The organism is Thermococcus radiotolerans (assembly GCF_002214565.1).
Lineage (GTDB): Archaea > Methanobacteriota_B > Thermococci > Thermococcales > Thermococcaceae > Thermococcus > Thermococcus radiotolerans.
Genome location: NZ_CP015106.1, coordinates 1,619,063 through 1,641,849, shown reverse-complemented (window position 1 = coordinate 1,641,849; position 22,787 = coordinate 1,619,063). Strand labels below are relative to the sequence as shown.

At 55.1% G+C, this 22,787-nt stretch carries 25 protein-coding genes; 9 read left to right on the top strand and 16 right to left on the bottom strand.

The window, feature by feature from the left end:
- Positions 1–70: 70 nt before the first annotated feature.
- Positions 71–823, top strand: coding sequence for a Nif3-like dinuclear metal center hexameric protein (locus A3L10_RS09095; protein WP_088867313.1), 753 nt, complete (start codon positions 71–73; stop codon positions 821–823).
- Here the strand turns inward: A3L10_RS09095 and A3L10_RS09090 are convergent.
- The 10 genes from A3L10_RS09090 to A3L10_RS09045 form a co-directional block, all read right to left on the bottom strand.
- The gene (locus A3L10_RS09090; protein ID WP_088867312.1) at positions 810–1,175 is read right to left on the bottom strand and encodes a hypothetical protein; all 366 of its coding nucleotides are present in this window, start codon (positions 1,173–1,175) and stop codon (positions 810–812) included. The genes A3L10_RS09095 and A3L10_RS09090 overlap by 14 nt on opposite strands.
- Before the next feature lie 16 nt (positions 1,176–1,191).
- On the bottom strand, positions 1,192–3,921 hold the full coding sequence (gene alaS / locus A3L10_RS09085; protein WP_088867311.1) for an alanine--tRNA ligase: 2,730 nt from the start codon (positions 3,919–3,921) through the stop codon (positions 1,192–1,194).
- Positions 3,922–3,986: 65 nt separating this feature from the next.
- Positions 3,987–5,021 (bottom strand): DUF5305 family protein, encoded by a 1,035-nt coding sequence (locus tag A3L10_RS09080; protein ID WP_088867310.1) that lies wholly within the window; start codon positions 5,019–5,021, stop codon positions 3,987–3,989.
- Positions 5,002–5,931: a signal peptidase I gene (locus A3L10_RS09075; RefSeq protein ID WP_088867309.1), complete on the bottom strand. Its 930-nt coding sequence runs from the start codon at positions 5,929–5,931 to the stop codon at positions 5,002–5,004. Before A3L10_RS09075 ends, A3L10_RS09080 begins: the two co-directional genes overlap by 20 nt.
- A gap of 3 nt (positions 5,932–5,934) precedes the next feature.
- The gene (locus tag A3L10_RS09070; RefSeq protein WP_088867308.1) at positions 5,935–6,537 is read right to left on the bottom strand and encodes a hypothetical protein; all 603 of its coding nucleotides are present in this window, start codon (positions 6,535–6,537) and stop codon (positions 5,935–5,937) included.
- 1 nt (position 6,538) lies between these two features.
- The gene (locus A3L10_RS09065; RefSeq protein WP_088867307.1) at positions 6,539–6,877 is read right to left on the bottom strand and encodes a hypothetical protein; all 339 of its coding nucleotides are present in this window, start codon (positions 6,875–6,877) and stop codon (positions 6,539–6,541) included.
- Positions 6,878–6,914: 37 nt separating this feature from the next.
- A complete protein-coding gene (locus A3L10_RS09060; protein WP_088867306.1) occupies positions 6,915–7,616 on the bottom strand; it encodes a SipW-dependent-type signal peptide-containing protein in 702 nt (233 codons plus the stop codon).
- Positions 7,617–7,648: 32 nt separating this feature from the next.
- Positions 7,649–8,239 (bottom strand): TasA family protein, encoded by a 591-nt coding sequence (locus A3L10_RS09055; RefSeq protein ID WP_088867305.1) that lies wholly within the window; start codon positions 8,237–8,239, stop codon positions 7,649–7,651.
- A 153-nt stretch (positions 8,240–8,392) separates the two neighbouring features.
- Positions 8,393–8,668 carry a winged helix-turn-helix domain-containing protein gene (locus A3L10_RS09050; RefSeq protein WP_088867304.1) on the bottom strand — a complete coding sequence of 92 codons (276 nt, stop codon included), beginning with the start codon at positions 8,666–8,668 and terminating at the stop codon, positions 8,393–8,395.
- A 358-nt stretch (positions 8,669–9,026) separates the two neighbouring features.
- Entirely contained in the window at positions 9,027–9,293 is a 267-nt protein-coding gene (locus tag A3L10_RS09045) for a hypothetical protein (protein ID WP_088867303.1), read from the bottom strand.
- 252 nt (positions 9,294–9,545) lie between these two features.
- On the opposite strand from A3L10_RS09045, the gene A3L10_RS09040 reads away from it, so the two are divergent.
- The 4 genes from A3L10_RS09040 to A3L10_RS10395 are packed head-to-tail and all read left to right on the top strand — an operon-like array spanning position 9,546 to position 13,497.
- Positions 9,546–11,096 carry an alanine/glycine:cation symporter family protein gene (locus A3L10_RS09040; RefSeq protein ID WP_088867302.1) on the top strand — a complete coding sequence of 517 codons (1,551 nt, stop codon included), beginning with the start codon at positions 9,546–9,548 and terminating at the stop codon, positions 11,094–11,096.
- 43 nt (positions 11,097–11,139) lie between these two features.
- Positions 11,140–12,522: an acetyl ornithine aminotransferase family protein gene (locus A3L10_RS09035; protein ID WP_088867301.1), complete on the top strand. Its 1,383-nt coding sequence runs from the start codon at positions 11,140–11,142 to the stop codon at positions 12,520–12,522.
- 53 nt (positions 12,523–12,575) lie between these two features.
- Positions 12,576–13,334, top strand: a complete 759-nt coding sequence (locus tag A3L10_RS09030; protein WP_232461030.1) for a phospholipase D-like domain-containing protein — start codon at positions 12,576–12,578, stop codon at positions 13,332–13,334.
- A gap of 40 nt (positions 13,335–13,374) precedes the next feature.
- Entirely contained in the window at positions 13,375–13,497 is a 123-nt protein-coding gene (locus tag A3L10_RS10395; protein ID WP_257789363.1) for a hypothetical protein, read from the top strand.
- Here the strand turns inward: A3L10_RS10395 and hisS are convergent, their stop codons facing one another.
- The 5 genes from hisS to A3L10_RS09005 all read right to left on the bottom strand — a co-directional run bounded on the left by hisS (position 13,498) and on the right by A3L10_RS09005 (position 18,388).
- Positions 13,498–14,811: a histidine--tRNA ligase gene (hisS, locus tag A3L10_RS09025; RefSeq protein WP_088867299.1), complete on the bottom strand. Its 1,314-nt coding sequence runs from the start codon at positions 14,809–14,811 to the stop codon at positions 13,498–13,500. It lies immediately after the preceding gene.
- Between the two features lie 66 nt (positions 14,812–14,877).
- On the bottom strand, positions 14,878–15,492 hold the full coding sequence (locus tag A3L10_RS09020) for a MarC family protein (protein ID WP_088867298.1): 615 nt from the start codon (positions 15,490–15,492) through the stop codon (positions 14,878–14,880).
- A 51-nt stretch (positions 15,493–15,543) separates the two neighbouring features.
- Positions 15,544–16,668, bottom strand: a complete 1,125-nt coding sequence (locus A3L10_RS09015; protein WP_088867297.1) for a cation:proton antiporter — start codon at positions 16,666–16,668, stop codon at positions 15,544–15,546.
- Between the two features lies 1 nt (position 16,669).
- Positions 16,670–17,812 carry a cation:proton antiporter gene (locus A3L10_RS09010; RefSeq protein ID WP_088867296.1) on the bottom strand — a complete coding sequence of 381 codons (1,143 nt, stop codon included), beginning with the start codon at positions 17,810–17,812 and terminating at the stop codon, positions 16,670–16,672.
- Positions 17,813–17,842: 30 nt separating this feature from the next.
- A complete protein-coding gene (locus tag A3L10_RS09005) occupies positions 17,843–18,388 on the bottom strand; it encodes a CBS domain-containing protein (protein WP_394335101.1) in 546 nt (181 codons plus the stop codon).
- A gap of 157 nt (positions 18,389–18,545) precedes the next feature.
- Here A3L10_RS09005 and A3L10_RS09000 point away from each other — a divergent pair, with 157 nt between their 5' ends.
- The 4 genes from A3L10_RS09000 (at position 18,546) to ttuA (ending at position 22,285) form a co-directional block, all read left to right on the top strand.
- Positions 18,546–20,000 carry an NAD(P)/FAD-dependent oxidoreductase gene (locus tag A3L10_RS09000; protein ID WP_088867295.1) on the top strand — a complete coding sequence of 485 codons (1,455 nt, stop codon included), beginning with the start codon at positions 18,546–18,548 and terminating at the stop codon, positions 19,998–20,000.
- 76 nt (positions 20,001–20,076) lie between these two features.
- Positions 20,077–20,685, top strand: a complete 609-nt coding sequence (locus tag A3L10_RS08995) for a DUF257 family protein (protein ID WP_088867294.1) — start codon at positions 20,077–20,079, stop codon at positions 20,683–20,685.
- The gene (locus A3L10_RS08990) at positions 20,672–21,283 is read left to right on the top strand and encodes a DUF257 family protein (RefSeq protein ID WP_088867293.1); all 612 of its coding nucleotides are present in this window, start codon (positions 20,672–20,674) and stop codon (positions 21,281–21,283) included. Before A3L10_RS08995 ends, A3L10_RS08990 begins: the two co-directional genes overlap by 14 nt.
- Positions 21,284–21,349: 66 nt before the next feature.
- Positions 21,350–22,285, top strand: coding sequence for a tRNA-5-methyluridine(54) 2-sulfurtransferase (gene ttuA / locus A3L10_RS08985; protein WP_088867572.1), 936 nt, complete (start codon positions 21,350–21,352; stop codon positions 22,283–22,285).
- 5 nt (positions 22,286–22,290) lie between these two features.
- On the opposite strand, the gene A3L10_RS08980 is transcribed toward ttuA, so the two are convergent.
- Complete coding sequence (locus tag A3L10_RS08980; protein ID WP_157726925.1) at positions 22,291–22,776, bottom strand: hypothetical protein; 486 nt, start codon at positions 22,774–22,776, stop codon at positions 22,291–22,293.
- Positions 22,777–22,787 lie beyond the last annotated feature (11 nt).

The window sequence follows — 22,787 nt, the reverse complement described above, 5'->3', positions numbered from 1 at the left end:
GGAGTTGAGGCTCGGTTTTAAAAGGGTTTGCCGGACATATTGGAGTAGCGAATACAACCGGGTGATAACCATGAACCGCGACGAGCTCGTTGCCTTCCTCGATGAATATCTCAACATCCTCGCCTATCCCGACAAGTCGAGCAACGGCCTCCAGGTGGAGGGGAAGGCGGAAGTCGAGAGGGTAGCTTTCGCCGTCGATACGACGCTAAGAACAATCGAGAGGGCCGCCAGGGGAAGGGCGGACATGCTCATCGTCCACCACGGCATGATATGGGGCGGGCTGAGTTACATCACCGGAATCCATTACAGGCGCCTGAAGGCGCTCTTTGACGCAGGCATAAACCTCTACGCGGCACACGTTCCCCTCGACGCCCATCCCGAGGTCGGGAACAACGTTCAGCTTCTGAAACTGCTCGGTCTTGAGCCGAAGGAGCCCTTTGGAGAGTACAAGGGGACAACCATCGGCTTCCTCGGGGAGTTCGAGGAGCCGCAGCCCATAGAAAAGGTCGCCCAGGTTCTGGCCGAGAGGCTCGGCACGACCGTCAGAACCTACGAGTTCGGGGAGAGGGAGATAAGGGTCGTTGGAGCCATAACCGGCGCCGGAGCCTTTGCACTCGAAGAGGGTAAGAGGAAGGGCGTTGACCTTTTCGTAACCGGCGAATTTACTCACGCGGATTACCTCACCGCACTAGACCTGGGGATAAGCGTTGCCGTCGCCGGACACTACAAGACGGAAACCTTGGGAGTCAAGGCCCTGATGGAGGTCGTAAAAGAAAAGTTTGGGGTGGATGTTTTCTTCATAGACGAGCCTACTGGGCTCTGATGCCCCTTATTTTCTCCCTGAACTCCTCCGGCCCGAGGATTCTCAGCTCGACGCCGAGCTCCATGGCGTACTCGTTTATCCAGCCGAGGGAGGGCACCTGAAACGGATACACTACCCAGAGCTCCGAGAAACCGGCACGAGAGGCCTTAACAATGTTGTAGAGCAGCCTCTGGCGGATCCACTTGTAGGAGTTCTCGAACTCGATGGCGAGAAGCTTCCGTCCATCGTCCAATATCGCGAGGTCTATCCTCGTTCCGTCGGCCGTGCGATACTCGGGAACGGCCGTGAGCCCCATTTCACCGGCTATCTCTGCAGCTTCCTTGGTTAGGGCCTTCACCCTGATTCCAACCACCCAAAAAAGTTTTGAATCAGCCGAGGCTCTTCTTCAACTCGGCTATAGCTTCCTCGGCCTTGAGCGGGTTCTTTATCCTGCCCTGGGCGAGCTCCTTCCTTCCGCCACCGCCACCGCCGGCGACGGAGGTTATTATCTTCGCCAGCTCCCCAGCTTTGAGGTCGATGCCGTCACCAACCGCAACGACGAAGTGGCCCTCCCTGCTGATGAGGACGATGACCCTGTCCTCCTTCCTGAGCTTGTTGGCGGCCTCACGGAGGTCGTCCATGGTGCCCTCTACCACGGCCCCGATGAACTCAACCTCACCGATCTTCTCGGCCTCGCTCTCAAGCTCATAGACGAGGAGCTTGGCCAGCTCCTTCCTGAGCTTCTCGACCTCCTTCCTCGCCTCCTTCCACTCGTTGAAGAACCTCTCGGCAGTCTCCGGCACCTTCTCGGGCGGGACGCGGAAGGTCTCGGCGGTTCTCTTGAGGAGCCTCTCGGTCTCCTGCATCCAGTCAACCGCGGCCTCTCCGGCGGCGAAGATTATCCTCTCAACGCCGTCCTGTATGCGCTCGGTTCTCAGAATCTTGATCGGACCTATTAGGCCTGTGTTGGGCAGGTGCGTTCCACCGCAGGCCTGAACGTCCCAGTCCTCGATCTTGAGAACCCTGATGACCCTTCCTGGGACGACTCCACCCTGGTAGAGCCTGAAGCCGTACTTCATCTCGGCCTCGGTCCTCGGGAGCCACTCCCAGGTGACCTTCCTGTTCTCCATGACGGCGCGGTTGGCGAGGCGCTCGATTTCCCTGAGCTCCTCCTCGCTTATGCGCTTGTAGTGGCTTATATCAAGCCTGGCCCAGTCGGTGTGGAGCTGTGAACCGGCCTGCCAGACGTGCTTGCCGAGAACCCTAACCAGAGCCCCCATGAGGACGTGGGTTCCGGTGTGGTGGCGCATGTGCTGGATTCTCCTGTCCCAGTCGATCTTCCCGTGGACGGTCTGACCCTCCTTGAAGGCCTCGGGCTTCTCCACCCTGTGGAGAATAACCTTTCCGACCTTCTGGACGTCCAGAACCTTCACTCCGTTCAGCTCACCGAGGTCGCAGGGTTGACCGCCGCCCTCCGGGTAGAAGGCAGTCTGGTTGAGGACCACCCAGTCGTCTATGACCTTGAGAACCTCGGCATCGAACTCCTTCATGAAGGGGTCTTCGTAGTAGAGCGTCCTTGTGTCCGGGAGGTCCTTGACGAGCTCGAAGTCAACGACGTATTTGGCGGCCTCCTCCTTCGCGGTCTTCTCGGCGTCCTTGGCGACGAGGGTGTAGAAGTTGTCCGGGATGTGAACCTTAATCCCCTCACCCTTGGCGACTTCCGCGACTATCTCAGGGGTTAGGCCGTGGCTCTCGTAGAACAGGATGAGCTTCTCGAGGGGTATCTCGTCCCTGCCGGACTTCTTGAGCTTGGCAATCTCGCGTTTCACGAGGTCGCTTCCGCGCCTGAGGGTCTCCTGATAGCGCTTCTCCTCGACGTTGACTATATCGAGGATTACCTCCTCCATCTCCTTGAACTCCGGGAACGTCGGGGAGAGGGTCTTGATGTGCATGGCAACTATCTCCGCCAAGGGCATCTCCAGTCCGAGCTCGCGGAGGTGCCTTATGCTCTTCCTTATGAGGAGCCTCGCCAGATAGCCGGCTTTAACGTTGGAGGGAATCACGCCGTCGGCGAGCATGAAGGTCAGGGCCTTCGTGTGGTCGGCTATCGCGTAGATGAGCTCGTAGGGTCTGACGGCCCTCTCCAGCTCCTCGACGCTTATGCCAACGCGCCTTGCGACTTCCTGGCGGAGAACCTTGAGGTCGCCCATGTCCTCGATGTCAAACATTCCCGCCAGGCGGGAGTTCTCCATGAGGATGCGCTCGTCGATTTTATCTATCCCTGCCGCCTTCTTCAGCGGCTCGACGACGTAGCCGAGGACGGCATCGTAAGCCGTCGGCGTTCCCTGGCTCATCCAGACGAGCCTCTCGAGGCCGTAGCCGGTGTCTACGACCCTCGTCTCCATCGGGACGTAGTAGTCGCCCTTAATCTCAACGACCTGGCTCGGGTCCGCGTTCTCGGGGGCCTTCTTGTACTGCATGAAAACGAGCGTTGCCACCTCGAGACCGCGGTAGAGCACCTCAAAGGCCGGTCCGGCGTTTCCTCCACCGGCCCATGGGTTCTCCTTGAAGGTTATGTCCTCGCCTTTCATTCCGAGGTCCTTGGTGAAGAACTCGAAGGCCAGCTCCACCGTCTCGTCCATCCAGTAAATAGGCTTGCCAGGATAGTTAAAGGCGTGGTGGGCCATCATTTCAAATATCGTGAAGTGTCTGCCGGTTATTCCAACGTTGTCTATGTCCGTGAAGCGAATCGAGGGCTGGCTTATCGTGAGCGGGTTGGCCGGCGGGTCGGCCTCGCCGCTTATGACCCACGGCTGGAAGTCCATTATACTCGCCCCAACGAGGAGAACGTCATCTCTCCAGCGCGGCAGAACCGGGTAGCGCTTGACCCTTCCGTGGCCGTGTCTCTCGAAGAAGCTCAGGAACTTCTCGCGCATCTCCTCGAGGGTGTACTTCTTCGGTATTCCGGGCTTTCCTATGAAGGCGTACTCGTCACAGGGCGGGTCGCCGCAGGTCTCCCTGTCCGGGTCGAGGGTCCAGAAGAACTTCCCGCACTTCGGGCACTGCTTTCTAATCCATCCTTCCTCCTTAAACATCCTGGTCGTCATGTCCATGCTCATAATCCTCACCTTCTTACTCCTAAGCCTATCCTACGGTGATGCTAAAAAAGACTTTCGTTTGAAGTTCATTTCTCCCCTTCGGAGGTCTTTTCCTGGAAGTAGTAGAGCACCCCCTCGTTCAGGAAAAAGTACACGCCCTTTTCGGCGTCGTGGATGACCCTCTTGTTCATGTCTATGGCCGCCTCAACGAGGTCGGTAAGCGAGGCCAGCTCTATCCTCTTAGCGGGGAGGCTCTTGGGGAGCTTTCCGGAGCTTATCCACTTGGCGAGCTTTTTCCGCTCCCGCTCGGCCGTAAGCTCCTCCACGCTGTACGCACCGGGGTCGAACTTCCGGCCGATGAAGACTGTGGCGGCTGCGAGAACTCCGAAGAGTACTGACAGTGACAGGAACAGGGCACGCTTCCTCTGATTCACAGCCCGGGTCTCCGTAACGGTCTTTGTGAACGTCTGGGTACCGTTCCTCGAATCACCCTCGATTTTATAGAAGCCCTCGTAGGGGAAGCTTATGCTCCCCTTGAACTCCTGAGATCCCTTCACCGGCTTTCCGTCAACCGTGCCCGAGTACCTGATTTTTCCGATGATCTCAACACCGGTGCTCTCCCTCGGAAGCTTCAGGATGTTTCTGGCAATCTCTATGCGGGTGAAAACGTCGCTGACGTTCAAAAGCAGGTGATCGGTAAAGGAACCTCCTGTCGAGGAGTTGGAGACCGAGAGGTAGGTTTTCTCAATCACCCTCTCCTTGTCGTAGGAGATGTAGTAAACGACCCTCATCTCCCGCTCAAACTCGAGGTTAACGTCCTTTCCGCTCACGTTGAAGCCCAACGCAATCTCCGCCACAGGCATTATGGAAACGGGGTATATCGGAAGCTCCACCCTTTTTCCAACGTCCCATATCTGGTTCGGCCTGCTCACAACGCCCGTTCCACCAATCCAGCCGGACCAACGGTACAGGGTCTTTGCAACGGTGGCCTTCGTGGTGACCGTCGTGGGGGTCGTGCCGTAGGCGTAGCCAAAACCAGCCGTCAGAAGCAGGAAGATTACTGTTAGAGGAATCCAGCGCCTTTTTACCATGGAGAGCAGATTATACTCCCAGAGTTCCATGGTGCCGCCTCCTTACCCGGCTTTTTATGTCCGGGAACTCTTTGACCCACAGGGGAAACGTTACGAGCGTCAGCAGGAGTGATATTATAACGTTTAGCGATTTAACTATAAAAGGGTTGACCTCATAGGCACGGACGAGCCACATCACCGGGAGAGCCGAGTTAACAGCCAGTTCGTAGTTTCCATCGTAGGTTTCTCCCGGAGAAAGGTAGACGTAGTCGGGCACGTCGTTTCTGAGGAGGAGGATCGGGAGCACACCGGTGTTAACGATGCCCGCGGGGGTTCTTTCAAGCGATGGGTAAAACAACAGGGTCAACGCCACCAGTGAGATGAGGAATATACCAGCGGCCCTCAGGGGAAGCACCTCCTCGACGGTCCTAGCTCGCCAGCGTTTCAGCCTCTCCTCCATCCTCTCGATTCTCGGTGAGTAGTTCCGCAGGTACGACAGCTCACCGTAGAGCACCACGAGGCCGGGGATAACTATGAGGAGGATATACGCGGCAAGCTTGACGGTTCTGTTCGGGTTGTGCCTCGTGAGGTATCCGAGGTATGGTAGGGAGAAAACCGCCTTCCCCACGACGTTTTCTGAGGGCACTAGAAAGGGATCGAGGTCCTCGTTGTTGTCGCCCTTGGTCTGGAAGTACCTGCGGCTCCCGTTAGTTATCACCTCAACGACCCTGTGGGTGACCAGCGTTTTCTCGTCCTTAGCATTTGGGGGATGGAAGGCTATGACGTCCCCAACGGTCACCGAGTCCGGGTTCACGCTCTCGATTACAACCATGTCGCCGGGATTGAAGAGGGGCTGCATGCTCCCGCTGAGAACCACGAGGAGGTCGAGCCTACTCAGGCTGGGCAGGAGAAGGAGGGCTGGGGCAAGGAGGATTAGGAGCACGAGGTATTTTACCCTCATCCGCTACACCCACTCGAACTTGACGCACGGTATGAAGTATACCTCCTCAACGTGGTCGTCGAAGATGAAGGTTATTTCAAAGACGGGAGAGATTATTGATTCGAAGCCCAGCTCAACGCTGTGGTACCCGCCCCCCAGCGTCACCCCGACTTCAACCTCCGCGGGGGACGTGGAGTTGGACTCGAACGTTCTGGTATCTATCTTCAGATAGTTAAGCTTTCCGCCGCACCACCACCTGACGATGACCTTCTCGAGAACCACGTCCCTTCCATCGTTCTTTATATAAATTCCGTCGAGGACGGCCTTGCTACACACCTTCCTGAAACACTGCGGGGCGTGCTCCAGGCTCTCGGGACTTTTCTCGGCCGTGGAGATAACCCCGTTCAAATCGGACGCGCCAGAATCCCCGCAGTGATGGCAGCAGGGAACGTGGCAGAAGAAGGTGAGGGTGGCGTTTTCGTACAGGACGGTGACGCTGGAGGGCGGGATCGCGGCGGCCAGTTCAGCGGTTATGGTCTCGGTATCGGAGAAATAGGAAAAAGACGCCTGGGAAACGTAGAGAGAAAAGACGGCAATGATGAGAGGGATGAGCAGGATTTTCCTCATTTCATCTCACCACCAGTGTCGAGACCAGGGACAGGAACATCGCAAGTGCCACCGCCAAGAGACTCAGCTTTGCCGCGAGCTCTATCGCACCGAGCATCTCTTCGTAGTTTATTTCCTTCACCGTGAGACGCTCGGCCAGCGCCACTATCCTTGAGGAGTTCGACACGGTGAAGTTCGGGATGCTGAGCCTTGAGTTCGCCCCCTGCGCGTTCATCAGGTTTCGATTCTCCCCCGCGAGGGGAGACTCAAGCGGAGCGCTCTGACTAGCCCCCATCATCAGGGAACTGTAGAGCAGGAAGCCCATGAGAACAAAAAGAAAGATAATGGAGAGCGACCTCATCGGCCTCAGACCTCGTGTACTATTTCCTCTTGTGTGTTTATGTTTCCTGCTCCAGTTTCACATGGACTGTCATTATGCAGACATCACCCTGCCAATAGTTCTGCTCTGATCCTGTGTCAATGATCCTAAAGCTCATTTCAAATGCTGTATATCCGGAGTTGCTATCGGGATTGCCGTTAGGGTATGGAGCATATAACCCAGTAATCTCCTGAAGGGAGAGGTCGTAAAGTGTTATTCTGTCATCACCGTCTAAATCCTGTATATACGTACTGTCCCAAGAGTTCCCATTGTCATACACTATGTTAATATTTGGTCTGCCGTTGTTTTCACTATATCTCATCTCAGTAACTTTTATTTCTTTGAGCCACGATCCGACCCCAGTAAGATTCGTGTCAGACTCAGGACCAGGGTTGTAGCCATCGTTTGGATTCCCATTGTCGTCCTCGTGGCACTCAAAGGTGAACCATATCCTGACGTTTCCTGCCGGAATGGTTCCAACGTTGTAGATACGTATTTCCCCATCTCCCTGAGTCAATCCTGGTTGTCCTGGGTAACCCCCCCAAATGTTCCATTGTCCATCAGCGGAGGATGTATTATCAGTCAATACCAAGTCAAGAGTTCCAGCCTGCACGTAGTTTCCCGTACTGGTCTCTTCGTCGTGATAGACTGCCCATGTACCGTAGCCCATCCCTGCAACCAGCAGGCCGATGAGGAGGAAAGTTACTGCAATGCTCCGCATCGCTGGTCACCCCTGTAAAGAACTAAATGGAATCAAGTGTCCTGCTTTAGAGTGAAGGTGACGTTAACGGTAAGGCTGTCTCCCTGGATTATGTTCCCGACGTCGCTGTCTATTGAAGCCTTAACTTTGATGTACCTAATCTCCCCTGCTGGTAGCTCCCCAAGCTCCTTCTCTCCAGGCCATTCGCTAACATAGCCATTCCAGACGAGCTTGGAAGCATCAAAGTTCGTGTCGTCGCTGTAGTATATCTCAACATAGAGATATTGAGAGAGTTCTCCTACATCACTACCCCCATGTTCGGCATAGTATTCCTGCTCTGGCTCTGGGGTCAATCCTGGTGAGTCACTATAACTTATATCGAGGTATAGCTTACCGTCTATACTTCCATCGTTTTTAACGTAGAACCAAGTAGAGTCTTCCCAACCTGGGTACACATAGCCAAACTCGTCCGTGTAGTTGAGGCTCGTGGATAATGGGTTCTCTCCACCCACTACCAAATCAAGGGTTCCAGCTGCAATGTAGTTGTCAGTACTTGTCTCGGTGTCGGTGAACTGCGCCCAGGTTCCTGCTCCAATGCCAAACAGAACAATCCCTACCAAAACCAAACTTGCCAACATCTTCATTTCCGAACACCTCCGGAAGGGCCCCCTTCGTACCAGGGCCCTTAGTAAATATTGCCCTTCCAGTATTTAAGCAAGAAGAAACGCTTTTCCGGAGTGAAGTTACGGAACAATGTTACGGAACAGAGTTCAGGTGATTTGAGAACTGATTGGAGCCTAAACGGCGTTTTCTATACTGAGTATATCATCCAGCTCGCGGGCTATCGTGAAGAACTCCCTTAGGAAGGCCTGCCCCTTGTCGGTGGCTTTGTAGACCCTCCTGTTGTTTTCGACGACCTCCACGAGATAGCCCTTCTTCAGAAGGTACCTGATGTATCCCGTCGCAAGCTTGAAGTTCAGGTTGGCCCTGTAGACGATCTGGGTTTTAGTGGCACCGGTGCCGTTGGTGGAGCGGAGGATATCGGCTATTATCTCAACTTTCGACCGCCGCATACCAAACACACCCCCACAGATGCAATCGAAGACATTTGAATCAAGTGGATTATACAAAAACAGATTGTGGCATGTTATTGTTAACGCTATCTAGACTAATTTGTCATGTTATTTAAGCTTTGCGTATCTTGTAACTATTCGAACCTTTTTCAAGTTCTTACATGCCGAGGAAAACGTTAATGTTGTAGAAAACATAACAAAGTTTGCCGAAAAATGATGTATGCCTATGAAATCTTATAGAAACAACAACACCGTAACCGTGTTACTGAACAATGTTACTTTCAATCTGACAAAACTTTGTATTTACTTCAACGATTTACAGTGGTGTCAATCAAGAACACACGTGGGTAAAAGAGTATCACTCCTCGTCGATCTCCTCATCGTTCAGTATTATTATCGGGAATTTTATCTTCTTCAGCAGCTCGACCATCCGATTGTAGGTGCGCCGCTGCATCTCCAGCTTGTGCCTCAAACTCGCGTTCTCTATCGCCAGACGGTTGGCCTCGTCCACCTTCAGGTTGAGCTGCATGCGGAGCTCCGTTATCTCGTCCTCCAGCTCCCTGATGGAGCGTTCAAGGCGCTCGATTTCCTCCAGGTATTCCCGGCAGAGGCGCTCTCGTATCATCTCGGTCAGCCCCGCGAAACGTCATCACCACTCAGGGGGCTCCAGACTCATCATCCCCTACCAGTAACGCGCCCAAGCTCATAAGCCTTTGCCCTGCGAATTTTTTTCAAAAGTGAAAAACTTTTCTTTTATCAACCTCAAAGTCAAACTTTAAAAGGATAAAGCACATAGATGTACTGGCCAGTAACGTTATGTGCAGTATACGCGGTAGGATACCATCAACCCCCATGTTTGGCCTGAGAGGTGTTGAAAATGAGCGCCATCGTGGACTTTATAAACTGGCTCGATGGGGAAGTCTGGGGCATACCCATGATAGTGTTGCTGTTGGGCACCGGCATTCTCCTGACAGTGTTTCTGAAAGTTATACAGTTCAGGCGCTTGGGCTGGTCCATCAAGTTCACCCTCTTCGAGGGCAGGAAGAAGACCGGCAAGGGTGACATCACCCCGTTCCAGGCGTTGATGGCAACTATCTCAGGAACCGTCGGTATCGGAAACATAGCCGGTGTCGCAACGGCAATCCACTTCGGTGGCCCCGGAGCCCTGTTCTGGATGTGGATAACCGCACTCGTGGGAATGGCCACGAGGTACTCTGAGGGACTCCTTGGAGTTGCCTTCAGGGACACCCTTCCAGACGGAACCATGATAGGAGGAACCTTCAACTTCCTCGAAAAGGGCTTTGCCATGGAGAACATACCAAAGACCGGCAAGTACATAGCGGCGATCTTCACCCTGCTCTTCGCACTCTTCGTTGGCTACGACGCCACCAAGCTGGCCGGCGCCACCCAGATAGGGGCAATAATAGTCGCGATACTCTTCGGTATCCTCGGCCTCTTCCTGCTCAAAGACGACGCCTACCCAACGCTTGGAAAGGTGCTGGCGATACTGTTCGCACTCTTCGCATCCATAGCGGCCTTCGGAATAGGTAACATGACCCAGTCGAACTCCGTTGCCGATGCACTGAGGACGGCCTTCAACATCCCGATGTGGGCCACGGGACTAGCCCTGGCTGTCCTGACCTTCATAGTCGTCATAGGCGGTATCAAGAGGATCGGTGAAGTCGCAGAGATGCTCGTGCCGTTCATGGCAATAGTATACTTCCTCTTCGCCATAGGCGTCTGGATAAAGTTCGCAGGAAAGCTCCCGAGTGCTATCGCCCTTATCATCAACGACGCCTTCACCGGAAAGGCCGTGGCCGGCGGTGCGATCGGTCAGGTCATCCTCTGGGGTGTCAAGAGGGGTCTGTTCTCCAACGAGGCAGGTCTCGGTACGGCAACGCTCGCCCATGCGGCAGCTAAGACCGACCACCCCTCAAGGCAGGCCCACGTCGCAATGCTCGGTCCGTTCATCGACACCCTGATCATCTGTACCCTCACCGGTGTCTCGATAGTCGTCACGGAGGCCTACCTCAACCCCGAGCTCAACGGTGCGCCGCTCACCCAGGCGGCCTTCGCGGCTGCCTTCGGCCATGCTGGCGAGATAATGGTCGCAATAGGCATCGTCCTCTTCGCCTACTCGACGATACTCGCCTGGTCCTTCTACGGCAGGCAGAACGTCATGTACCTCGCCAAGTGGCTCGAGCAGGACCCGGAGAAATTCGCCAAGCTCTATCCAAAGTTGCACCTCATCTACAACCTGCTCTTCGTCGTCTTCATTTACATCGGCGCCGTGACCAAGCTGGAAACCGTTTGGAACTTCTCGGACATGATGAACGGACTCATGGCAATACCGAACCTGATAGGTCTGCTCGTTCTCTCCTGGTACGTCAGGAAGAAGACGGACGAGTTCGTCGCGGCCAATCCGTGACCTTTCGTTTTTTTCAACTTTTTAGCTCTTTGAGGCGATGAAAATGACTTCTGAGTATCCAAAAATCGTGGTTAAGCCTCCAGGACCAAAAGCGAAGGAGCTCATCGAAAGAGAAGGGAGGGTTATCTCGCCCGGCCTGGGGGTCAAGCTTTTCCCGGTGGTTCCGGAGAGGGGATACGGTGCGCTGATAGAGGACGTTGACGGAAACGTCTTCATAGACTTCCTCGCCGGCGCCGCGGCCGCCTCGACCGGCTATGCGCATCCTAAGCTCGTGAGGGAGGTCCAGGAGCAGGTGGAGAAGATACAGCACTCGATGATAGGCTACACCTACAGCAAGAGGGCCATAGAGGTCGCCGAGATACTCGCGGAGAAAGCCCCCGTGGAAGAGCCGCTGATACTCTTCGGCATGAGCGGGAGCGACGCGATGGACTTGACCATGCAGGTGGCGAGGTTCGCCACGAGAAGGCCCTGGATGATAGCGTTCATCGGCGCCTACCACGGTCAGACCTACGGCGCCACTTCAATAGCAGCCTTCCAGAGCTCCCAGAAGCGCGGTCTGTCCCCTCTGATTCCCAACGTCGTGTGGGTACCATATCCGAACCCGTACAGGAACGTTTGGGGGATAAACGGCTACGACGAGCCGGACGAACTGATAAACCGCTTCCTCGACTACCTCGAGGGCTACATCTTCGCCCACGTGCTCCCCCCCGACGAGGCCGCCGTCCTCATAGCCGAGCCCATCCAGGGCGATGGGGGAATAGTTGTTCCGCCGGAGAACTTCTTCGTCGAGCTCAAAAAGCTCCTCGACGAGCATGGAATACTCCTGGCGATGGATGAGGTGCAGACCGGGATGGGGCGGACAGGGAAGTGGTTCGCCAGCGAATGGTTCGGCGTTGAGCCGGATCTCCTAGCGTTCGGCAAGGGCGTCGCCAGCGGCATGGGGCTGAGCGGTGTTATTGGGAAAGGAGAGCTGATGAAAGGCCTGACGAGCGGCTCCGCGCTCCTAACCCCCGCCGCGAACCCGGTGATCTCGGCAGCTGCATATGCGACGCTGAGGATAATCGAGGAGGAGAACCTCCTCCAAAACGCCCTGCGCGTCGGGGGGTTCATTCAGAAACGCCTGCGGGAGATGCAGGAGGAATACGAGGTAATCGGAGACGTTCGCGGAAAGGGTTTGATGATAGGGGCGGAGATAGTCAAACCCGACGGAAAGCCGGACCCGGAGCTGACCGGGAAGGTGTGCTGGCGCGCCTTCGAACTCGGTCTCATCCTGCCCAGCTACGGCATGTTCGGAAACGTGGTCAGGATAACGCCGCCCCTTGTGATAACCGAGGAGCTCGCTGAAAAGGGTCTAGAGATAATGGAGCGGGCTTTGAAGGACGCCATCGCCGGAAGGGTCACCCACAGGGTCGTGACGTGGCATTAAATTTTTAAGATTCCCCTCCTCTTTTTGCTTTTGTGGAGGCCATGAAGCGGATTGTGTTGCTCATTGTTTTCCTGGTTCTATCCGCGGGCTGCCTCGGTGGAACCCAAACGGCAGTCACCCACACCCAGAACCACACCATCGCGCTAACGGAGACCACAACCAGGACCGTGACCGAGACTTACACGCAGACGGTAACGGTGGAAAACAAGACGACCCTCGAAGAGCTGAACAAAACCCTGTCGGAATGCTCCGAACGACTATCCGACTTGAACCGGACTCTAAGCGAGAGAGAGGCGGAACTTGCAGACATAAAAGCCAAGTACGCGTCCTGTCTGCTTCAGCTGGCGCTGGATAACGAATCGAGAAACGGAGCAGAGTTCAAGCTTCTCACGGATCGCGAGTACTACGATGAAGTCCTGAGAGCGATAGAAGAGGCAAGCGACAGCATATACGTCATGATGTTCTCCATGAAATACGACCCGGACGACAGTTTTGATTGGGCGAATGATCTCATACGGGCACTCGTTGCCGCAAAGAACAGAGGTGTGGACGTCCACGTACTGCTGGAAGACGGTATAGAGAGCAACGAAGAGGCGTACAGCTACCTGCGCTCTCACGGCGTCGACGTTTCCTTTGACTCCCCCGAAACGACTCTCCACGCGAAGGTTATCGTAATCGACGGAAGGCTGGTCTTCCTCGGGAGCCACAACTGGAGCGAGAGTGCACTATACTGGAACCACGAGGTCAGCCTGATGATTGCCTCGGAGGAGCTGGCTGAGAGACTCATCGAATACTTCGAGAGCATCCGCTAAGGATTTAAAGTCCCATTCAGAAACCCAACGGGTGCAAAAAATGCTCGAATCCCTGAGAAAAGCTTACCTGAAGTGGCGCTCCCGCTGTCCCTTCGTCCGTCGCTTCGAGGAGTGGAGGATGAAAAAGAAGGCGAGGGAGTTCAGGGTAGAGGTGAAGAGGTAGTCAGGCTCTCAACAGCTCGGAGAGAACCTCAACGACCCTCTCCTTTCCTACTGCCCTCTGCTCACCGCTCTCCATGTCTCTTATTGTTACTTTGCCCTCCGCGAGGTCTCTCTTTCCAACGAGGACGACGTACGGGACGCCGAGTTTTCCTGCGTAGTCGAGGGCCTTCCTCAGCTTCCTTCCGGTCAGCTCGTAATCGGCCTTGACCCCGGCCCTTCTGAGGGAGGAGGTTATCCCTATGGCGGCCCTTTTGAGCTCCGGCTCCTTTCCAATCGGAATCACGTAAACGTCCGGTCTCAGCTTCGGCTTCGGAATGAGGCCCTTCCACTCGAGGATTGGAATCAGCCTCTCGATGCCTATGGCAAAGCCTGTCGCGGGTGTTGGCTTGCCTCCAAAGACCTCTATGAGGTTGTCGTACCTCCCACCGCCGCCTATCGACCCAATGCCAAGGTCGTTGGGGGCTATGGCCTCGAAGACTATGCTCGTGTAGTAATCGAAGCCCCTCGCTATGCCGAGGTCTATGAGGATTTTCTCTTTAACGCCGTAGGCGTCGAGGAGCTCAATCAGCCCGTAGAGCCTTTTGATTTCCGCCTTTGCCTCCTCGCTCGTGAAAAGCTCCTCAGCCTTTGGAAGAACCTCGTCCGGCTTCCCCTTGATCTCGATAAGCGAGAGAACCTTCTCGATTCCCTCCTCGTCAAGTCCAAAATCGCTCAGAGCGGCGATGAAGTCCTCGCGGCTCATCTTGTCCTTCTTGTCTATGAGCCTCATGAGACCAACGTCGTCCTCGACGCCGAGCATCTTGGCGAACTCGTCGAGCAGAACGCGGTCGCCTATGTTGACGGTGAAGTCTTCAAGGCCGGTTGCAAGGTAGCTTTCCACGAACAGGGCTATAACCTCTGCATCGGCCTCCACCTTATCGCTTCCGAGGAGCTCCACCCCAGCCTGCCAGAACTCCCTATAGCGGCCGCTCTGTGGTTCCTCATACCTGAACATGTTGGCGGTGTAGTACCACTTTATCGGCTTGGGGGCGTTCTGGAAGGAGTTGACGTAGAGACGGGCCACGCTCGACGTCATATCCGGGCGGAGCGAGAGGTTCCTGCCGCCCTTGTCGTCGAAGGCGTAGAGCTGCTCGACGACCTCTTCACCGCTCCTCAGTTGGAAGAGCGTTGTATACTCAAAGGTCGGGGTGAGAACCTCATGAAAGTTATAGCGCTCGAAAACCTCGCGGATTCTCTCGAAAACCCATCTCCTCTTGGCCATCTCCTCCGGGAGCAAGTCTCGCGTTCCCTTAACCTTCTCAAGTCTGACCTTCATTCCCAACCCTCCTTTCCCTGGGAAAAGCGGAAGGGGTTAAAAGGTTAGCCCATGAAACTTTGACGTTTATCCAGCGGATGTCATGAGCAGATATATTCCAACGACACCCTGCACCATCATCTGGGCACCGATCGCCATCGTGAACATACCTATTATCCTGATGAACACGCCGAGGGTGGTCTTGCTCACGTTCTTGATGACGTACAGCGTGACGAACATCACGAGGGCCGTCAGCAGTATGGCGATAAATATCGCGGCTGTGGCGTGGTAGAGGCCCTTCTCTGCCGTCAGGGTTATCGCGGTCGTTATCGCGGCCGGACCCGCTATCAGCGGCGTCGCCACCGGAACCGCGGCCAGCGCGAGTATATTCTTCTCCTTTTTGAGGGTCATCATGCCTCCGCTCTCGAGGGCTTCGAGACCTATCTTGAAGAGCACAAAGCCACCGGCGACGCGGAGGGCGTTGATGTCTATGTGGAATACCTCTTGAAGGATTATCTGGCCCGAGACGGCGAACAGGAAGAGCAGGAGAAAGCCTATGAGGTTCGCCCTCACGATGAGGGTCCTTATGTCCTCTATGTGAAAGTCCTCGCGGAGGAGGCTGATCAGGAGTATCTTGTCGCTCGGGTCTATCATGATGAGCATGAACAGCGCCGAACTGAGTATAGAGAGTGCCTCGCTCATGTTCGCCACTGCGGTGAGGGTTTTATAAAGCTATGCCCTAAAGTGTGCATCTCATCTGGAGTAGAGCCACTTGAGGAGCGGCGGCGTTATTACAGTCGTCACGAAGACCATGAGAATTGCCACGGTGAGCGCATCCGGCCCTATTATCCCGCTGGCCATGGCGACGGCGAGCATGGCGAGCTCCACACCCAGGCGGGGCACCATTCCAACGCCAATCTTGAGGGAGGAGTTCCAGTCGAAGCCGACCATCCTGGCACCGGCGCCGCATCCGAGGATTTTGCTCGTTATCGCCGCCACGGTGTACAGGACTGCGAAGAGGCCGGCGTGAAGTATGTAGCCCAGCTCAATCCTCATCCCCACCTCAACGAAGAAGAGCGGTATGAAGAGCGAGTAACCGAGGACGTTCATGTGATCCATTATGCCCTTCTTTTTGGTGCTCTGGCCGAGGGCGAGACCGGTCAGGTAGGCTCCAAGGATTGAGGCGAGGTTCAGGTGCTCGGCGAGGTAGGCGAAGGCTATCAGAAAGACGAGGGCGAATGCCGTCTCCGCCTCCGGGAGGTCAATGCGGGAGATCAGCTTGAACGCCCTGTCCGCAAGGCTAGGTCCAAAGTACAGGAAGAAGAAGAGAAGGAAGGAAACGGAAATAAGAACCTCCGCGAGGCTCGCGTAGTTGACCTCCCCACCCTTTATCATCGAGATGGCCACGGTTAAGATTAGGATTCCAAGAACGTCGTCAACCACAGCGGCGGCGAGAATCGTCGTCCCCTCCCGGGTGTTCAGCCTCCTCAGTTCCATGAGCACCTTCACCGTTATGCTGACGCTCGTCGGGGTCATCATGGCGCCGTAGAGGACGGCCTCGTGAAGGGGGACGAAAAAGTAGGCAACGGAGAATCCGAAGATGAAAGCCATCAGAACCCCGATGCCTGCCACAACCATGCTCTGACGCCCAACGCGCTTGAACTCCTCCAGCTCGCTCTCGAGGCCCGCTATGAAGAGGAGCAACAGAACGCCGAGGTTAGCGAACTGCCCGATGATCGGGTTGGTGTCAAAGAATATGCCTATAATGAGCCCCCCGAATATCTGGCCGAGAACCACGGGCTGACCGATGCGCTCGAATATGTATCCGACCAGTTTCGCCGTTGCAAGCATCAGGGCCATCAGGAGTAGTATCTCCATATCACTCCCTCGAAAACGCCCATTTGAGGAAGAATGGAGTTACAAGCGTTGTTATTATCACCATGCTTACGGGTATGGAAAACGTCCCCCTGTCGAAGACGCCCTCGCGGAGGGCGATGTTGGCCATGATGAGAGCGACCTCCATCCTCGGGACCATTCCCACACCGATCTGGATGGCTTCCCTACCCTTGAACTTGGTCAGCAGCCCACCGATGCCGCAGCCAACTATCTTTCCGACTATCGCCAGAAACGCGTAGAGCCCAGCGAACGCCCCGATGTGGGCCAGAACGTGGATGTCGGTCTCGACGCCTATGCTGACGAGGAAAACGGGAATGAAGAGGGAGTACCCGATGGTCAGAGTCTTGCCCGTAACCTCTCTGGCCTCGGCACTTCCCGCTATAAGGAGGCCCGCCAGATAAGCGCCGGTTATGCCCGCCAGCTGGAACTGCTCGGCGATGTAGGCGAAGATCAGCATTATGGCTATCGCGAAGGCCGTTATAGTCTCGGGTAGGTTTATCCTCTCCGACACGCGGAGGGCTTCCTTTACGGCGGGACTGCCGAGGAGGAGCCCGAGGAGAAAGAACAGCGTGACCTCGCCGAGGATTATGAGGACGTCGATCGGATAGACGCTCCCCTTGGTGTTCATGGCGACGAGGACAGTTAGGATTATGATGCCGAGAACGTCATCAACGACCGCCGCGGCGAGAATCGTCGTTCCCACGCGGCTCCTCAGCTTCTTCATCTCCATCAGTATGCTCGTCGTGAGGCCGACGCTCGTGGCGGTGAGGATTCCTCCGAGGAAGAGCGCCTGAATGTCCGAATAGCCCCAGGCTAAAGCGCCAACGTAGCCGAGGATGAATGGTATCATGACACCGAGAATTGCCACTATGAACGCGGAGATACCAACGTTCTTGAACTCGTCAATATCGGTCTCCAAGCCAGCCAGAAAGAGCAGCATGACGACTCCAAGCTCGGCAACAAGCTTCACTCCCTCATCGTACGTTACCACACCCAGCAGAGAAGGGCCTATGATAATCCCGCCGATGAGCTGGCCGAGGGCGGCTGGAAAGCCCAATCGCAGGGTGAGGTAGCCGAACAGCTTCGCAACTATGAGTATCAGCGCCAGCTCCAGGAAGACGTCCATGATTATCATCCCGCGTTAGTTTTGAGCAACTCAAGCCGAGACTATGCGGATGAGGCGGATTATGTCCTTGACCTCCAGAACGCCGTGAACGTGGCCGTTCTCGTCAATAACAGGAAGATGGTGCTTTCCCGTCTCAATCATTATCTTTATCGCCCGTCCGAGGTCATCCTCAACGTGAATGGTTATGGGCTTGCGGACCATTATGTCCCCAACGCGAGAGGCATGGCTTATCGAGTACTTCTTGAGAAGACCTATTCCAACGATTGAGTACCTCCTCGGCGGCTCGAAGAAGTGGAGAAGGTCCTTCATTGTGATGAATCCCATGAGCCGGCCTTCCTCGTCAACGACAACGGCAGAGCTTTCCTCATCCCTGAGGTTCTGCACCAGCTTCGATATCGAGTCCTCGGGATGCAAGGTGAGGAACTCCCTGTCCATGACTATCCTAACCGGAACCTTCGAGATGTAGCGGATGTTGTGACTCATCTCCTCCTTTCGCTTCAACTGGAGCATTCTGCGCTTGCTGTGGATTATCTTTATCTTCTTGGCCTTCGCGCTCTTCGATTTGTCACTCATCATGCTCCCACTAAGGATTTTATTACTCAATTCTGTTTAAAGGTTTCGGGAAAATAATAATCAAAATCATGTTAAACAAATGAGCATAAATAGGCCATATTAACCAAAAATTTGCCAAAAAGTTTTTAAGGCATTGCCCATAAACATCGGCAAGGGAAATATGGTTTCTGGAAAAACCTACGATGTCGTCATAATCGGTGCCGGCCCGGCGGGTCTTTTTGCGGCCTACGAGCTGGTCGAAAGGGGCGATTTTAAGGTTCTGATAGTTGACGAGGGCGGAGACATCGAGCAGAGAATCTGTCCGATGTACGATCTGGGTTACTGCATCGGTTGTCAGCCCTGCCACATCATGAGCGGCGTGGGAGGTGCCGGCGGTCTCAGCGACGGCACGATAAACCTCCGCCCAGACATAGGCGGCGACCTGAGCGAGCTTACCGGTGACGAGAACTACGCGTGGCAGCTGGTGTGGGAAGTGGACCAAATATTCCTGAACCACAAAGCGCCGAGAAACCTCTTCAAGGGCAACCCGGAGGAAGTCAGGTACTGGGAGCAGAAAGCGGCCCAGGCAGGCGTTAAGTTCATACCCATAATCCAGCGCCACATCGGCTCCGACAGGACGCCCGAAGTCATAGCAGACATAAAAAAGCACCTCGAAAGCCGGGGCGTGGAGTTCCTCCTCTGGACCAAGGCTCTGGAATTCGGAAAGGGCTGGGTGAGGGTAAAGCGCGGAAAGGACGTTTTTGAGATAAAAACCAGGTACACGATAGTTTCACCCGGCCGCGGCGGGGCCGACTGGTTCCACGGGGTCGCCCAGAGGATAGGCCTTAAGGCCAGGCACGGGCCTATTGACGTCGGCGTTCGCGTTGAGGTGCCGGCGATAATCATGGATCCGATAACGAGCATAAACCACGACCCCAAGTTCCACATATACACAAACACCTATGACGACTTCGTGAGAACCTTCTGTACGAACCCCAATGGCTTCGTCGTTGAAGAGCGCTACGACGGCTACGTTGGCGTTAACGGTCACTCCATGCACGAGAAGAAGAGCAACAACACGAACTTCGCATTCCTCACGAGGATAGAGTTGACCGAGCCGGTTGAGGATACCACCGCCTACGGCAGGAGCATAGCCCAGCTGGCGACGACGATAGGGGGCGGAAAGCCCATACTCCAGAGGCTCGGCGACCTGAGGCGCGGAAGGAGGAGCACCTGGCAGAGGATAAGGAGGAGCGACGTCGAGCCGACGCTGAAGCACGTTACTCCCGGGGACATAGCAATGGCCCTGCCCCACCGCGTCGTCACCAACATTCTGGAGGGCCTTGAGAAGCTCGACAGAGTTCTGCCCGGTGTCGCGAGCGACCATACGCTGCTCTACGCACCGGAAATCAAGTACTACGCCATGAAGGTCGAGGTGAACGAGGATCTCGAGACGAGCATTGAGAACATCTTCGCGGCGGGAGACGGCGCTGGCCTGAGCAGGGACATCGTGAACGCCGCCGCTACAGGTCTGCTCGCGGCGAGGGGAATACTCAAAAAGGAGGGCCTCTACACGGAGAAAGAATTCAGAAGGCCTGACAACTGGAAGGCAAAGATTGAAGACCTCAAACCATAAAAACCTCAAATATTTCCATTTTCTTGGCAAAAGTATATTTAGTCGAAGTGCAATAGATTAGACGTGAGATGATACCATGACGAGCCTATTGAGACAGCTTCCAAGGATAAAGGAGGGTATAGTGCTCGTTGAGTACTCCTCGACGGATCATCCCGAGAGGGCCATGGCGGAGATATTCATGGAATGGATTAATCAGGGAATAACTCCCCTGATAGTCGACATAGGCGATGCCCTCCACGTTTTTATCCAGAACCTGCGGTTTCAGGGCGTTGAGCTCCCCATAGAGAACGTCCCCGTGATAAAGGAGAAGGGAACGGTCAAGGTTGGAAACGTCGTGGGGAACGTGGACGTTATAGAGGATTTCGACCACCACCTAGCCATCTACGCCAAGTTCGCCAAGGAGGTCCCCCTGGAGAGCAGGAACCACACAATCGTCCTAGGGATGGAGAGGTTCTCCTTCACGTTCATGTCGGACCCGCCGAAGCTTGAGAGGTATTTCGAGAAGATAACAAGACTCTACCTCCCGGTCGAGGAAAGGATAAGCTTTCTTTTCCTGAACGTTGACATAGCGTCCGAATACCTGAAAAAAGGGCTTGAACAGGATTCTGACTACGTAATCCAGGTAGTGGGGAAGGATGCCAAACTCCTGAAATCCCCCGGAGGGGTGGGATATGCGGTTCTCTGAGTATCTGAGCAGGATTGGGCAGGGCGAAAACGTCCTCATAGAGCATACTTCGTTATCTCCCTATCCCCGGCTGTTCTACGCAATAGGAAACTCGTACGGCTGGGAGAGGGTGCTTTTGATAGACATCCTAGACTCGAGCATGCCTGTTATCAGGTGGCTCAGGTTGGCCGGATTTACCGTTCCCCAGCACATAAAGAGGATAAAGGCCGGAGGAATCTCCGAATGGGGGGAGGTGCTCTTCGAGGTTGACCCCCACAAGGACCCAGGCATTTTCCTGAGTCGCTTCTCCAACTGGGCCAATGGATACTACTCAAAGAACCCCGGAACCGTCAGCGTGGTTATGAACCCAGAGAAGCTCATTCCCCTCCAGAACAACAACCCCCGCTTCATCATAAGCCTCGCCAACCTGGGGGTGGCTTTCATAGGCAACCCCACGAGAAAAACCTTCTACTTTGTAAACACCGACCTCGCGGACAGAAGGTACGTGGCGCTCCTAGAGGAGGCTTTCATACGCGTAATAAGGACCGATGACGACGGAAAGACGGTGATAGTTAAATCACCCGAGGATAACGAGGGGGCAAGCCTAGAACCCGTGTAGACGGAATCTGCAAGGTTAAATTAATATAACGAACTCTCCCGTTTTAACCCGGTGACCAAGATGCCGATGAGATGCAAGTTCTGCGAGAGGCCGGCCTTCATCAAGCTCCACTATCCAAGGATGTACCTCTGTCCGGAGCACTTCACAGAGTACTTCGAGAGGAAGGTAAAGCGGACAATAGAGCGCTACAAGCTCATAAAGCCCGGTGAGAGGATTCTGGTCGTTGTGAGCGGGGGAAAGGACTCGGCCGTCACCGCCCACGTCCTCAAGAAGCTCGGCTACGACATCGAGTGCCTTCACATAAACCTGGGGATAGGCGAGTACTCCGAGAAGAGCGAGGAGTACGCCAAAAGGCAGTGCGAGAAGCTCGGCGTTCCCCTCCACATCGTCCGCGTCAGGGAACTCCTCGGAAGGGGCATCGGCGAGGTGAGGACGAGAAGACCGACCTGCTCCTACTGCGGGCTGACCAAGCGCTACATCTTCAACAAGTTCGCCTACGACAACGGCTTCGATGCCGTCGCCACAGGGCACAACCTCGACGACGAGGCGAGCTTCATCTTCGCCAACCTGATGAACTGGAACACGCAGTACCTCGCCAAGCAGGGGCCGATAACTCCAGCGCAGTTCAACGGGAAGCTCGTGAAGAAGATAAAGCCACTCTACGAGCTGACCGAGAGGGAGGTCGTCGCCTACGCCCTGGCGAACGACATAGAGTACCACATCGAGGAATGCCCCCACGCCGTTGGGGCACCGACCATCGAGTACAAGGGCATACTCAACGAGATGGAGGAAAAGAGACCAGGCACCAAAATCAACTTCGTCAAGGGTTACCTAAGAAAAAAGAAGCTTTTCGAGGCCGAGCTCCAGGAAACGGAGCTGAGGGAGTGCAGGATATGCGGAATGCCATCGAGCGGAGAGGTGTGCTCGTTCTGCCGGTTCTGGGGGCTGGAGGAGCCGGTGGAGTTTAAGATAAGTGGGGAGGGACAAAAGTTACAGGAATAATGTCCTCAGCCCAGCCCCACGTGCTCCCGGGCTTTTCTCTTTATCCTGTAGATCTCGGGGATTGAGTGGTAGCCGTAGATCACCATTATCCTCCCGGCTATTATGAGGAGCGCCCCGATTCCAACGGCGAGAAGCGGCACGCCGATGAGCATCAGAACGTAGCCCCATATAACAGCAGGAACCCCCGATTCGACGTAGAGGAGGTAGTTGGCGGCTATCTCGAAGAGGTACGTCATTCCCAGAACCACGAGGCCGGCCTTAAGCAGGCCGCTCAGAAGCAGAATCCCGGAGAAAAGGCCCAAACCACCCGCCAGGAGGGAGAAGCGGAATATCCTGGGCTCCCCAAAGACGTCCGAGAAACCGCTCATACCGAGGAGGAACATCCCGAAGCCAAAGAGCCACAGAAAGAACCCAAAAACAACCCCCAATAGGGCGGAGAACATGAGGATGATCTGTCCAATGACGGCGTTTTTAGCGGCGTCCTCTATCACCACGATCCCCC